The 13,038-nt window shown below is 74.0% G+C and carries 12 protein-coding genes and 1 riboswitch; of the genes, 6 read left to right on the top strand and 6 right to left on the bottom strand.

Translation table 11 applies throughout. The features are described 5' to 3' along the window. Positions 1–61 precede the first annotated feature (61 nt). Positions 62–820: an SIR2 family NAD-dependent protein deacylase gene (locus tag ACI782_RS18460; protein ID WP_456911533.1), complete on the bottom strand. Its 759-nt coding sequence runs from the start codon at positions 818–820 to the stop codon at positions 62–64. 134 nt (positions 821–954) lie between these two features. Between ACI782_RS18460 and ACI782_RS18455 the strand changes: the two genes are divergently transcribed. From ACI782_RS18455 to ACI782_RS18430, 6 genes are all read left to right on the top strand, one after another. Beyond that, the gene (locus tag ACI782_RS18455; RefSeq protein ID WP_456911532.1) at positions 955–3,798 is read left to right on the top strand and encodes an aconitate hydratase; all 2,844 of its coding nucleotides are present in this window, start codon (positions 955–957) and stop codon (positions 3,796–3,798) included. Positions 3,799–3,812: 14 nt separating this feature from the next. Beyond that, entirely contained in the window at positions 3,813–4,574 is a 762-nt protein-coding gene (locus tag ACI782_RS18450) for an SDR family oxidoreductase (RefSeq protein ID WP_456911531.1), read from the top strand. Positions 4,575–4,576: 2 nt separating this feature from the next. After that, positions 4,577–5,269 carry a sirohydrochlorin chelatase gene (locus ACI782_RS18445; RefSeq protein WP_456911530.1) on the top strand — a complete coding sequence of 231 codons (693 nt, stop codon included), beginning with the start codon at positions 4,577–4,579 and terminating at the stop codon, positions 5,267–5,269. Positions 5,270–5,408: 139 nt separating this feature from the next. After that, entirely contained in the window at positions 5,409–6,125 is a 717-nt protein-coding gene (locus tag ACI782_RS18440) for a hypothetical protein (RefSeq protein ID WP_456911529.1), read from the top strand. A 9-nt stretch (positions 6,126–6,134) separates the two neighbouring features. Further along, positions 6,135–6,200: riboswitch (guanidine-III (ykkC-III) riboswitch) on the top strand. Between the two features lie 11 nt (positions 6,201–6,211). Beyond that, the gene (locus ACI782_RS18435) at positions 6,212–6,526 is read left to right on the top strand and encodes a DMT family transporter (RefSeq protein WP_456911528.1); all 315 of its coding nucleotides are present in this window, start codon (positions 6,212–6,214) and stop codon (positions 6,524–6,526) included. A gap of 122 nt (positions 6,527–6,648) precedes the next feature. Beyond that, the gene (locus tag ACI782_RS18430; RefSeq protein WP_456911527.1) at positions 6,649–8,268 is read left to right on the top strand and encodes a multicopper oxidase family protein; all 1,620 of its coding nucleotides are present in this window, start codon (positions 6,649–6,651) and stop codon (positions 8,266–8,268) included. 52 nt (positions 8,269–8,320) lie between these two features. Here the strand turns inward: ACI782_RS18430 and ACI782_RS18425 are convergent, their stop codons facing one another. From ACI782_RS18425 to ACI782_RS18405, 5 genes are all read right to left on the bottom strand, one after another. Further along, positions 8,321–9,178: a sulfurtransferase gene (locus ACI782_RS18425; RefSeq protein ID WP_456911526.1), complete on the bottom strand. Its 858-nt coding sequence runs from the start codon at positions 9,176–9,178 to the stop codon at positions 8,321–8,323. Beyond that, positions 9,175–9,639: an SgcJ/EcaC family oxidoreductase gene (locus tag ACI782_RS18420; RefSeq protein WP_456911525.1), complete on the bottom strand. Its 465-nt coding sequence runs from the start codon at positions 9,637–9,639 to the stop codon at positions 9,175–9,177. Before ACI782_RS18420 ends, ACI782_RS18425 begins: the two co-directional genes overlap by 4 nt. A 43-nt stretch (positions 9,640–9,682) precedes the next feature. Next, a complete protein-coding gene (locus tag ACI782_RS18415; protein WP_456911524.1) occupies positions 9,683–11,575 on the bottom strand; it encodes an ABC transporter ATP-binding protein in 1,893 nt (630 codons plus the stop codon). An 84-nt stretch (positions 11,576–11,659) separates the two neighbouring features. Continuing rightward, a complete protein-coding gene (locus tag ACI782_RS18410) occupies positions 11,660–12,436 on the bottom strand; it encodes an enoyl-CoA hydratase/isomerase family protein (protein WP_456911523.1) in 777 nt (258 codons plus the stop codon). Beyond that, positions 12,433–12,660, bottom strand: a complete 228-nt coding sequence (locus tag ACI782_RS18405; RefSeq protein WP_456911522.1) for a helix-turn-helix domain-containing protein — start codon at positions 12,658–12,660, stop codon at positions 12,433–12,435. The genes ACI782_RS18410 and ACI782_RS18405 overlap by 4 nt, the downstream gene beginning before the upstream one ends. Positions 12,661–13,038 lie beyond the last annotated feature (378 nt).

Below are 13,038 nucleotides of genomic sequence, written 5' to 3'. Positions count from 1 at the left end.
GTGACCAGGCGGGTGGCCGGGTCGGCGGTGGCGGAGCACGCGGCGGAGAACGGCGCTGCGATCAGCGCGCGACCAGGCAGGGCAGCGACGTGCCGATCGGCTCGCGGACGACCAGGTCGGCCAGCCCGTCGTAGGGCGTGGGCTCGGCGTTGACGACGACGACCCGCGCCCCGGCCTCGGCCGCGAGGTCGGTCAGCCCCGCGGCCGGGTGCACGGTGAGCGAGGTGCCGACGGCGAGGAAGACGTCGCAGTCGGTCGCCGCCTCTGCCGCGGCCTCGATCACCGCGGCGTCCAGGGCCTGGCCGAAGCTGATCGTCGCGGACTTGAGGATGCCGCCGCAGCGCCGGCAGGCCGGGTCGGGCTCGCCCCCCTCGACGCGGGCCAGGGCCGCGGCCATCGTCGTCCGGTCCCGGCAGGCGAGGCACTCGACCTCGTGCACCGTGCCGTGCAGCTCGAGCACCAGCTCCGGCGAGGACCCGGCCGCCTGGTGCAGCCCGTCGATGTTCTGGGTGAGCAGCGCCCGCAGCCGGCCCTGCCGCTCGAGGTCGACCAGCGCCGCGTGGCCGGCGTTGGGCCGTACGTCGCGGGCCTGCAGGTCGCGGCGCATCAGCCAGGCCCGGCGGCGGATGTCGGGGTCGGCGACGTAGTAGGACAGCGTCACCAGCTTCTCGGCGTCCGGGTCCTTCGTCCACACGCCGTCGGGTCCCCGGTAGTCGGGGATGCCGCTGTCGGTCGAGATGCCGGCGCCGGTCAGAACGGTGACCCGTCCGGCGTCGGCCAGCCAGGCTGGCAGCGGGTCGGGGACGGCGCCGGTCGTCACGGCGTCCACGGTAGGGCCCGGGCGCGACCTCCCGGGTAGGCAAGGGTCGCCTCACCTGCGGGGCTGCGGACGCGGCTGGGATGATCCAGGGTGGCAATCAGCGCGATCGACCAGCGAGGGGTAGGCGCAGAGCAGTGGCAGCCAGCAAGGACAGCTTCGGAGCACGCGCGACGCTGAGCGTCGACGGCACCGACTACGACATCTACCGGCTCGACGCGGTGGAGGGCGCGGAGAAGCTGCCCTTCAGCCTGAAGGTGCTGCTGGAGAACCTGCTGCGCACCGAGGACGGCGCCGACATCACCGCCGACCACATCCGGGCGCTGGCGAACTGGGACCCGAACGCCGAGCCGGACCAGGAGATCCAGTTCACCCCGGCCCGCGTGGTCATGCAGGACTTCACCGGCGTCCCCTGCATCGTCGACCTGGCCACCATGCGCGAGGCCATGGCCGAGATCGGCGGCGACCCGCAGAAGATCAACCCGCTGGCCCCCGCCGAGCTGGTCATCGACCACTCCGTGATCGCCGACGTGTTCGGCACCCCGGAGTCCTTCGAGCGCAACGTCGAGATCGAATACGAGCGCAACGGCGAGCGCTACCAGTTCCTCCGCTGGGGCCAGGGCGCCTTCAGCGACTTCAAGGTCGTCCCGCCGGGCACCGGCATCGTCCACCAGGTCAACATCGAGCACCTGGCCCGCGTCGTGTTCCCGCGGGCGGAGACCTCCGCCGATGGCACGACCCGGGTCGTCGCCTACCCCGACACCTGCGTGGGCACCGACTCGCACACCACGATGGTCAACGGCCTGGGCGTGCTCGGCTGGGGCGTGGGCGGCATCGAGGCCGAGGCCGCCATGCTCGGCCAGCCGGTGTCGATGCTCATCCCGCGGGTGGTCGGCTTCAAGCTGACCGGCGAGCTGCCCGAGGGGTCCACCGCGACCGACCTGGTCCTCACGATCACCGAGATGCTCCGCCAGCACGGCGTCGTCGGGAAGTTCGTCGAGTTCTACGGCGAGGGCGTGTCCGCCGTCCCGCTGGCCAACCGGGCCACGATCGGCAACATGAGCCCGGAGTTCGGCTCGACCGCGGCGATGTTCCCCATCGACGAGGAGACCATCAACTACCTCCAGCTGACCGGGCGCCCCGCCGAGCAGGTGGCGCTGGTCGAGGCCTACGCCAGGGAGCAGGGACTCTGGCACGACGCGTCGCGTGAGCCGGCCTTCTCCGAGTACCTGGAGCTGGACCTGTCCACCGTCGTCCCGTCGATCGCGGGCCCGAAGCGCCCGCAGGACCGCGTCTCCCTGTCCGACGCCAAGGCCGCCTTCCGCGAGGCGCTGCCCGCCTACGCGCCGGAGGGCGACAGCGAGCCGGACGACGCCGCGAGCGAGGGCTCGACCGTCGACGAGTCGGTCGAGGAGACCTTCCCGGCCTCCGACCCGGCCAGCCCGTTCGCCCACGGCGACGGCGAGGCCGGCCGGCCGCACTCCTTCACGCTCCCCGAGCGCGTCCACGACCGCCCGTCGACGCCGACCAAGGTCGTGCTCGAGGACGGCCGGGAGACCTTCGTCGACAACGGTCACGTGGTGATCGCCGCGATCACCTCCTGCACCAACACCTCGAACCCGCAGGTGATGCTCGGTGCCGCGCTGCTGGCCAAGAAGGCCGTCGAGGCGGGCCTGGAGACCAAGCCGTGGGTGAAGACGACGCTCGCCCCGGGGTCCAAGGTCGTCATGGACTACTACGAGAAGGCCCAGCTCACCCCGTACCTGGAGAAGCTCGGCTTCTACCTGGTCGGCTACGGCTGCACCACCTGCATCGGCAACTCCGGCCCGCTGCCCGAGCCGGTCAGCCAGGCGGTCAACGAGGCCGACCTCGCCGTCGTCTCGGTGCTGTCCGGCAACCGCAACTTCGAGGGCCGGATCAACCCCGACGTCAAGATGAACTACCTGGCCAGCCCGCCGCTGGTGATCGCCTACGCGCTGGCCGGGACGATGGACCTCGACCTCACCACCGAGCCGCTGGGCAAGGGCAAGGACGGGCAGGACGTCTACCTGCGCGACATCTGGCCGTCGCCGCAGGAGGTCCAGCGGGTCATCGACGAGGCCGTCTCGGCGGAGCAGTTCGGCCGCAGCTACGAGGACGTCTTCGCCGGCACCGAGCAGTGGCAGAACCTGCCCACGCCGACCGGGGACACCTTCGCCTGGGACGCCGCGAGCACCTACGTCCGCAAGCCCCCGTACTTCGAGGGCATGCCGGCCGAGCCCACCCCGGTGCAGGACATCACCGGCGCCCGGACCCTCGCGGTGCTCGGCGACTCGGTGACGACCGACCACATCTCCCCGGCCGGCTCCATCAAGGCCGACAGCCCTGCGGGCAAGTACCTGCAGGAGCACGGCGTCCAGCGGCGCGACTTCAACTCCTACGGCTCCCGGCGCGGGAACCACGAGGTGATGATCCGCGGCACGTTCGCCAACATCCGGCTGCGCAACCTCCTGGTGCCCGGCACCGAGGGCGGCGTCACCAAGAACCACCTCACCGGCGAGACGACGTCGATCTACGACGCGTCGGTCGCCTACCAGGAGCAGGGCATCCCGCTGGTCGTGCTGGCCGGCAAGGAGTACGGCTCCGGGTCCTCGCGGGACTGGGCGGCGAAGGGGACGGCGCTGCTCGGCGTCAAGGCGGTCATCGCCGAGAGCTACGAGCGGATCCACCGCTCCAACCTCATCGGCATGGGCGTGCTGCCGCTGCAGTTCCCCCAGGGCCAGAACCGCGAGTCGCTCGGCCTGACCGGCGACGAGGAGTTCACCATCACCGGGATCACCGCGCTCAACGACGGCGAGACCCCGCGCACGGTGAAGGTGACGGCCGGCGACGTGGAGTTCGACGCCACCGTCCGGATCGACACCCCCGGCGAGGCGAACTACTACCGCAACGGCGGGATCATGCAGTACGTCCTGCGCTCGCTGCGCGCGGCGTCGGCCTGAGCCGGGGCTGACGCGTGGACCTGGGCCTGGGTGGCCGCCGCTACCTGCTGACCGGCGCGAGCCGCGGGCTGGGGCTCGCGGCCGCCCGGGCCCTGGTCGACGACGGGGCGCGGGTGCTGCTCAGCTCCCGCTCCCCCGACTCCGTGGACGCCGCCGTCGCCTCGCTGGGTGGGGCGCCGGCGGCGCACGGGGTCCCCGCCGACCTGGCCGACCCCGGCGCCGCGGAGCGGCTGGTCGAGGCGGCGCTCACCGAGATGGGCGGCGTCGACGGCGTACTCGTCTCGGTCGGCGGACCGCCACCCGGGACGGTGCTCGAGTCCGCCGAGGAGCACTGGCGCGACGGCGTGGAGAGCGTGCTGCTCGGCCCGCTGCGGCTGGTCAAGGCTCTGGTGCCGCACCTGGACGCCGGGAGCGCGATCGGGTTCGTCCTGTCCACCTCCGTCCGCCAGCCGATCGGCCACCTGGCCATCTCCAACGGGCTGCGGCCGGGCCTGGCGATGACGGCCAAGGCCCTGGCCGACGAGCTGGGGCCCCGCGGCATCCGGGTGGTGGGGCTGATGCCGGGCACCATCGCCACCGACCGGATCACCGAGATCGAGGAGGCGTCGGGCGACGCCGCCGCGATGCGGGCGCGCACCGAGGCCGGCATCCCGCTGCGCCGGGTCGGGCGGCCCGAGGAGTTCGGCCGGGTGGCGGCCTTCCTCCTCTCCCCCGCAGCCTCCTTCCTGACCGGCGCGATGATCCCGGTGGACGGCGGCGTCCTGCGGGCGCTCTAGTGGTGGCGCCGGTCCTGGTCGCGTGCGCGCACGGGACGCGCAACCCGTCCGGCCGCCGGCTGGTCGCCGAGCTCGCCCTGGCCGCCCGCCGGCTGCGGCCCGGCCTCGAGACGACGGCGGCCTTCGTCGACGTCCAGCCGCCGACCGTGGCCGACGTGGTCAGCGACCTCTCCGGGCAGGGGCGCGCGGTGGTCGTCGTCCCCCTGCTGCTGTCGGGCGGCTACCACGTGCACGTCGACATCGCCCGCGCCGTGCAGGCGCACGACGCCGCTCGGGCCGCCCGGCCGCTCGGGCCCGACCCGCGGCTGGTCGCCGTCCTGGCCGACCGGCTGGCGGAGGCGGGCGCCGACCCGCAGGACCCCCGCACCGCCGTCGTCCTCGCCGCCGCCGGGTCCAGCGACCCGCGGTCGCGGGCCGACGTCGAGCACACCGCCGGCCTGCTCCAGGAGCGCTGGACCGGGCCGGTCACCACCGGCTACGGGTCGGCCGCGCAGCCGCCGGTGCCCGAGGCGGTCGCCGCGGCCCGGCGCGCCGGCGCCCGGCGGGTGGTGCTCGCGGCCTACCTGCTGGCGCCGGGGCACTTCCACGACGAGCTGGCGGCGGCCGGCGCGGACGCGGTCACCGCTCCCCTGCTGCCCGACGAGCGCCTCGCCGTCGTGCTGCTGGACCGCTACGACGCGGCCGTCCCCGCCTGACGAAGGACCCCGTCCTCCCCACCCTCCGCACGCTCAGGGCGGGACCCGGGACGGGGCCAGGACTCTGCAGGGGCCGGGCGCGCGGTGTCCTCAGGGCGGCCGAGTTGTCCGCCCGGCCCCGCGGGGCGAGGCTGCCGTCATGGGCTCCGACGTGGTCTTCTTCGCCCGGCCGGAGGGGGAACCGCGTCCGCTGGGCGTCGCCCCGCGCCTTGCCGGCTGGATGGCGACCGGCCACCCCGACCAGGTGCACGTGCGCGCGTTCGTCACCCACGCCCAGTCGGTCCTGGGGACGCCGCCGTCCGGGCCGGTCGCGCTGCGGCTGGACGTCGGACTGCCCGACGACGTCCGGCTGCTCGACCAGTACGGCCTGGCGCGCTACCTCGGTCCGCTCGCCGAGTGGCTGGAGTCCCACGGCGAGTGGGAGCTGGCCGGCGTCTGGGCCACCAAGGCGCCCGGCGAGGACACGGTGCTCCGCGTGGACGCGGCCCGGCCGGTGGCCCCGCCGGAGGGGGACCGTCGCTTCACCCTCCGGACCACCACGTCGGCGGGGTCGCCGCAGTACACGGCCGAGGTTCGCGAGCAGCTGGCCGGGGAGCCGACGCTGCCGGACGGCCCGGTCGCCCTGCAGCTGGCCTTCGTGGTGCCGCCCGGCTGCAACTGGCCGGGCCTGTGGCAGCCCACCCTCGACGGGCTGGCACGGGTGCTCGGCGCGGCCGGCGACGACAGCCCCGACGAGCCGTGCGACGGCCGGGTCGTCGAGTTGGGGCTGCACCGGCGCGAGGACCCCGCGCTCGGCCACGGCGTGGTGGTGACCGGGATCGCCCGCACGCTGGAGGACGACGCACCCCCCGTGTGAGAGCCTGGGGGCGGGTCTCCTCCCGGGCCCCCGGACGAGCGGTGCCGTACCCGGACAGCGACAAGACGGCGCCCCGGAGGGCTGTCGTGTCCTGGTTCGTCCTCGTCCTGTCCGGCGTGCTGGAGGCTGTCTGGGCCACCGCGCTCGGCCGCTCCGAGGGGTTCACCCGGCTGGTCCCGTCGGTGGTGTTCGCCGTCGCCCTGCTGCTCAGCATGGGCGGGCTGGCCTTCGCCATGCGCGAGCTCCCGATCGGCACCTCGTACGCCGTCTGGGTCGGCATCGGTGCGGCCCTCACCGTCGGGATCGCAATGGTCACCGGGGAGGAGCCGGCGTCGGCGGTGCGGCTGCTCCTGGTGGCCGGGATCGTCGGCTGCGTCGTCGGACTCAAGCTCCTGCACTGAGGCAGGTCCCCCAGAGCGGGGGTCCTAGTACCCCCCAGTGTCGGCTCGGGACCGTTCTGCCTCTCGGCCAGGCTCTCGGCACGGGGATCGATGCCGTTCGGGGCAGACACCGGGAGCACGCCATGGACCAGCCCACCCTCACCCGCCGCGACGCCCTGAAGATCGGCGTGCTGGGCACCGCAGCCCTGACCTTCCCGTTCCTGCCGGGGCCGCTCGCCGCCAAGCGCGCCTCGGAGTTCAGGAACCTGCCGCGGCCCTACACCCTCCCGTTCCGGCAGCCGGAGGACCTCCTGCCGTCGGGGGAGGTCACGGTCGGCGGGGTGCGACGCCCGCTCTACGAGATCACGCAGCGCCCGTTCCAGGCGCGGATCCTGCCCGGCGTCACGACGACGATGTGGGGCTACAACGGCCAGTTCCCGGGGCCGACCATCCGCGCGACCCGGGGCGTGCCGATCGCCGTCCGCCAGGCCAACCGGCTGCCGGAGAAGCACCCCACGCTGGGCTACGTGCCCGCGACCTCCACGCACCTGCACGGGGCGCCGTCCCGGCCGCAGTACGACGGCTACGCCAACGACCTCACCATGCCGGGCCAGTTCAAGGACTACCTCTACGACAACATCGAGGAGGAGCGCACGATCTGGTACCACGACCACTCGGTCATGCGGACGACGGAGAACGTCTACATGGGCCTGGCCGGCATGTACGTCGTCCGCAACCCCGTCGACGGGCAGCTGCCCACGGGCCAGTACGACGTCCCGCTGGTCATCAACGACGCGGCCTTCACCGAGAAGGGCCAGCTGCTCTTCGACGACAACAGCGAGTCCGGGATCATGGGCGACGTCATCCTGGTCAACGGCGTCCCGTGGCCGGTGATGCCGGTGGAGCGGCGCCGCTACCGGTTCCGCATCCTGATCGCGTCACTGGGCCGGGGCTACCGGCTGCAGCTCTCCCCCCAGGCGCCGATCACGGTGGTGGCCACCGACGGCGGCGCGATGCCGGCCCCCGTGACCGTGACCACGCTGACGGCCACCATGGCCGAGCGCTACGAGGTCGTCATCGACTTCAGCGCCTTCCGCGCCGGCCAGCGGGTCGAGCTGCGCAACCTCGGGATCGACGACACGATCGAGTTCGACGACACCGACAAGGTCATGGCCTTCCAGGTGACCGACAGGGTCACCGTGCCGGACAGCCCGCTGACCATGCCACCGGCAGCCGTGGCCGTCGCTGGGGAGAAGCCGCTGATGGAGCTGACCGAGGCGGATGCGGTCCGCAAGCGCGCGCTCCGCTTCCGGCGGCACAACAGCAACTGGACGATCGACCAGAAGACCTGGGCCGACGTGGAGGCGTCCGAGTTCCAGGACGTGCTCGCCAACCCGCAGCCGGGTGACGTCGAGGTCTGGGAGCTGCAGAACAACGCCGGCGGCTGGTTCCACCCGATCCACGTGCACCTGGTCGACTTCAAGATCCTGAGCCGCAACGGCAGGCCGCCGCAGCCCTACGAGCGCGGTCCGAAGGACGTCGTCCACCTGGGCGAGAACGACGTCATCCGGATCATCGCCCGCTTCGGCGGGGTCATCGGCACCGATCCGTCCGGGCAGCCGATCCGCCGCACCGGCCGGTACATGTTCCACTGCCACAACACCAGCCACGAGGACCACGACATGATGCACCAGTTCCGGGTCGGGCAGGACACGCCCGAGAACGACCCGTTCTCCGCGCCCGCGCAGGACCTCCCGGCGTAGAGACGGCCGTGGCCGACCCGGCGGGGCGGACCCCCTCCGCCGGGCCGCGGGCTCAGCCGGCGTCCGGTCCGGTGGCCACCGGACGGTCCGGGTCGGCCGACCACTGCGACCACGACCCCGGCCACAGGGCCGCCTCGATGCCGGCCACGGCCAGGGCCGCGACCTCGTGCGCCGCGGTGACGCCCGACCCGCAGTAGGCGCCCACCGCCCGCCCGGGGACGGCGCCCAGGCCGGCGAACCGCTCGCCCAGTACAGCCGCTGGAAGGAACGTGCCGTCCTCGGCGAGGTTGCCGGTGGTCGGCGCGCTGACCGCGCCGGGCACGTGGCCGGGGCGCGGGTCGACCGGCTCGGTCTCGCCCCGGTAGCGCTCGCCGGCGCGGGCGTCGAGGAGCACGCCGGTCCCGGGCAGGGCCGCCGCCTCGTCGATGGTCAGCACCGGCATCCCGCCGGGGGTGAGGGTCACGTCGCCGGGCACGGGGACGACGTCGTCGGTCTCGAGCGGGCCGCCGGCGCGTCGCCACGCGGCGAGACCGCCGTCGAGCAGCCGGACGTCGGCCAGCCCGCCCCACAGCAGCAGCCACCACGCGCGCGCCGCGGCGAGGCCGCCGCTGTCGTCGTAGGCCACCACGGGGTCGCCGCCCCGGATCCCCCACCGGCGGGCCGCCGACTGCAGTCGCTGTAGCGACGGCAGCGGGTGCCGCCCGGCCGCGGCCGACGGGGGGTCGGCCAGCTCGGCATCCAGGTCGACGAGGACCGCGCCGGGCAGGTGGCCGGCGCGGTACTCCGCCCGGGCCCGCTCCGCGTCGTACCCGAGCGCCCAGCGGACGTCGAGCAGGACCGTCCTGTCCCGCCGGCGCAGCAGTTCCTCGGCGGCGACCAGCACGGACGGCGGGCCCGGCGGCCGGCTCACTGCGGGGCCAGCAGCCCGCGCAGCTCCTGGGTCAGGGCCTCGCGGGCCTCGGGGTGCTGGGACCACGCGGCGGGCGTGGCCTGCAGCAGGGAGATGCGCCAGCGGCCGCCGCCGTCGTCGACCGCGACCACCGTGTGCACCGTGTGGTACCGCGGATCGACGTCACTGCTCCCGGGCGGGATCATCCCGGCGTTGGCCAGGAGCACCGCGACGCCCTGCGCCACGGGCCGCACGGTGCGGATCACCGCGACGTAGGTGGCCGTCTGATGGTTGCCGAAGATCTGCCGGAAGTCGGCGGCGATGGCCAGCCGCCCGTGGTGGTGGGTGCCGTCGTACCCGATGATGTCGCCGTCGTCGGCGAAGGCGGCCGCGACCGCGGCGCCGCTGCGCCGGTTCCAGCCGTCGAGGAACTGGGCGTAGAGCGCACGGATCTGGGCGTCGTTCGGGTGCGCGGACGTCACGCTGGCTCCTCCTGCGTTGCTGGGACAGGAGTGACGGTAGTGGTCACGCCGCGCCGACCGTTCGCCCCTCGCCGACCGCGAACTGGGTGCGGTAGAGGTCGGCGTACCGGCCGCCGAGCGCCAGCAACTCATCGTGCGTGCCCGACTCCACGATGCGACCGTCGTCGATGACGAGGATCTGGTCGGCGCTGCGGATGGTGGACAGCCGGTGGGCGATCACCAGCGAGGTCCGCCCGGTCAGCGCGGTGTCCAGGGCGTTCTGCACCGCCACCTCCGACTCGCTGTCCAGGTGCGCGGTGGCCTCGTCGAGGATCACGATCCCCGGCGCCTTGAGCAGCACGCGGGCGATCGCCAGCCGCTGCTTCTCCCCGCCGGAGAGCCGGTAGCCGCGGTCGCCGACGACGGTGTCGAGGCCGTCGGGCAGCGAGCGGACCAGCCCGGCGATCCGCGCCCCGGCGAGCGCGGTCTCCAGCTCCGCCTCGGTCGCCTCCGGCCGGGCGTAGAGCAGGTTGGCGCGGATCGTGTCGTGGAAGAGGTGCGCGTCCTGACTGACCACGCCGATCGCGTCGCGCAGCGAGGCCAGGGTCACCGACCGGACGTCGGCGCCGCCGACCCGGACCGTCCCGCTGGTCGCGTCGTACAGCCGCGGTACCAGGTTGGCGATCGTCGACTTCCCCGCGCCGGAGTGGCCGACCAGGGCCACCAGCTGCCCCGGCTCCACCCGGAAGGAGACGTCGTGCAGGACGGCGGTCGGCCCGCCGTGCTCGGGCAGTGAGACGTCCTCCAGTGACGGCAGCGAGACCTCCGCCGCCGAGGGGTAGCTGAACGACACGTGCTCGAACTCGATCGACCGGTCCCCGGCCGGCACCGGGACGGCGTCGGGCTCCTCCCGGATCATCGGCTGCAGGTCGAGCACCTCGAAGACGCGGTCGAAGCTGACCATCGCGCTCATCACGTCGACGCGGACGTTGGACAGCGCGGTCAGCGGACCGTAGAGCCGGGACAGCAGCAGGGCGAGCGCGACGACGTCCCCCGGGCTGAGCGACCCGGTGAAGGCCAGCCACCCGCCGAGGCCGTAGACCAGCGCGGTCGCCAGTGCCGCGACGAGGGTGAGGGCGGTGAAGAACGTGCGCCCGTACATGGCCGACAGGACTCCGATGTCGCGGACCCGCGCCGCGCGGCCGCGGAACCCCTCCGCCTCGGCGTCCGGCCGGCCGAACAGCTTGACCAGCAGCGCGCCCGCGACGTTGAAGCGCTCGGTCATGATCGCGTTCATCGACGCGTTGAGCCCGTAGGACTCCCGGGTGATCTCCTGCAGGCGGCGGCCGATCCGCCGGGCCGGCAGCACGAACACCGGGACCAGCACGAGCGACAGCGCGGTGATCTGCCAGGAGAGGCTGAACATCACCCCGGCGGTGAGCACCAGGCCGATGACGTTGGAGAGCACGCCCGACAGCGTCGTGGTGAACGCCTGCTGGGCGCCGATGACGTCGTTGTTGAGCCGGCTGACCAGCGCACCGGTCTGCGTCCGGGTGAAGAAGGCGACCGGCATCCGCTGCACGTGCTCGAAGACCCTGCTGCGCAGGTCGTAGATGACCCCTTCGCCGATGCGCGCGGAGAACCAGCGCGTGGTCAGCGAGACCCCGGCGTCGACGACCGCGAGCGCGGCGATGAACAGCGCGATGCGGACGATGTCGGCGGCGGTGCCGTCCAGGCCGGCGATGCGGTTGACGATGTCCCCGGCCAGCAGCGGCGTCAGCACCCCGATCACCGAGGAGCCGACCACCAGCAGCACGAAGAACGTCAGGTCCCGCCGGTACGGCCGGGCCACGCCGAGGATCCGGCGCACGGTGCCCTTGGGCAGCTCGCGCGAGGTGACCGACGGGTCGCGGCGGAACGAGCGCATCGCCGCCATGGAGGTCATGGGCCCGCTCATGTCCACGCCACCTCCTTCCCGACCGCCAACACCCCTGCCGGACGGCCTGTTCCGAGAAGGAGTCTCCCAGCGCCCGCTGACGGATCAGCGGCCCGCGGCCAGCTCCCGCAGCCGGCGGGTCTGCGCCGCCCGCTCCGCCGCGTCCTGGGCCGCCGGGTCGTTCCGGACGGCCGACCGCACCAGCGCGGCGGTCTCCCGGCCGGCACCGACCGGTGGCGCGGTGAGGGCCGCGACCAGCGACGCGACGGCGGTGTCCAGGTCGGCCGCGGGGACGACGGCGTTGGCCAGCCCGATCGTCCGCGCCTCCTCGGCCCCGACGGCGCGCCCGGTCAGGCAGATCTCCAGCGCCCGCGAGTAGCCGACCAGCTCCACCAGCGTGCTGGTGCCGGTGAGGTCGGGGACCAGCCCGAGCGTCGCCTCGGGCAGCCGCAGCACGGCGTCCTCGGTGAGCACGCGCAGGTCACAGGCGAGCGCCAGCTGGGCGCCTGCGCCGATCGCGTGCCCCTGCACCGCGGCCACCGAGACGATCCCCGGCGCACGCAGCCAGCGGAAGCCGGCCTGGTAGCGGCGGATCCGTTCCTGGGTCTCCTCAGCCGGCAGCCGCGCCAGCTCCCCCAGGCCGCCGGCGGTCCCGGGGTCGGTGCTGAACAGGCTGCGGTCCAGGCCCGCGGAGAACGACCGGCCGGCGCCGCGCACCACGACGACCCGGACGTCGTCGTCCAACGACTCCCCCACCGCGGCCAGGGCGGCCCAGGTGGCGGGGGTCTGCGCGTTCAGCTGCCCGGGGCGGTCCAGCGTGACGGTCAGGACGGCGCCGTCGCGCGCCGTCCGCACCCGCCCGTCGGAGACCCCGTCGATCACGCCTTCTTGCTGTTCCGGTTCGCCCCGCCGCGGCTGCGCAGGGTGGCGCCGGACTCCGAGAGGAGGCGGTGGACGAAGCCGTAGGAGCGGTTGGTCGACGTGGCCAACGACCGGATGCTCTCGCCGCCGTCGTACCGCTTGCGCAGGTCGTCCGCGAGCGACGAGCGGTCGTCTCCGGTGATGCGCTTGCCCTTGCCGAGGTCCGCAGTGTTCGAGTCGGCCATGACTCCCCTCCGTCAGCAGCCGGCCCCCGGACCCCACGGCCCGCCGGGCTGCTCGTCCCCATGGCGCCAGGGTCCCCATGACCGCGACGTCCCGCGACCCATGATCACCCAGCACCCCCGGCCGCGCGACGTGAAGCGATCACGATGACACTGTCGGCCTCCGGCCGACACCGCGGCCAGGTGCCGTCCCCCAGCCGCGCGGAGCCCCACCGTCGCACCCGGCGGGGACCCTCCAGGCCCGCCACCGGCCACGACACCGCGGCCAGGTGCCGTCCCCCAGCCGCGCGGAGCCCCACCGTCGCACCCGGCGGGGACCCTCCAGGCCCGCCACCGGCCACGACACCGCGGCCAGGTGCCGTCCCCCAGCCGCGCGGAGCC

The sequence above is a fragment of the Geodermatophilus sp. SYSU D00703 genome, assembly GCF_054050155.1.
The sequence above is the reverse complement of the archived record's forward strand: the minus strand, read 5'-3'. Positions and strand labels throughout refer to the sequence as shown.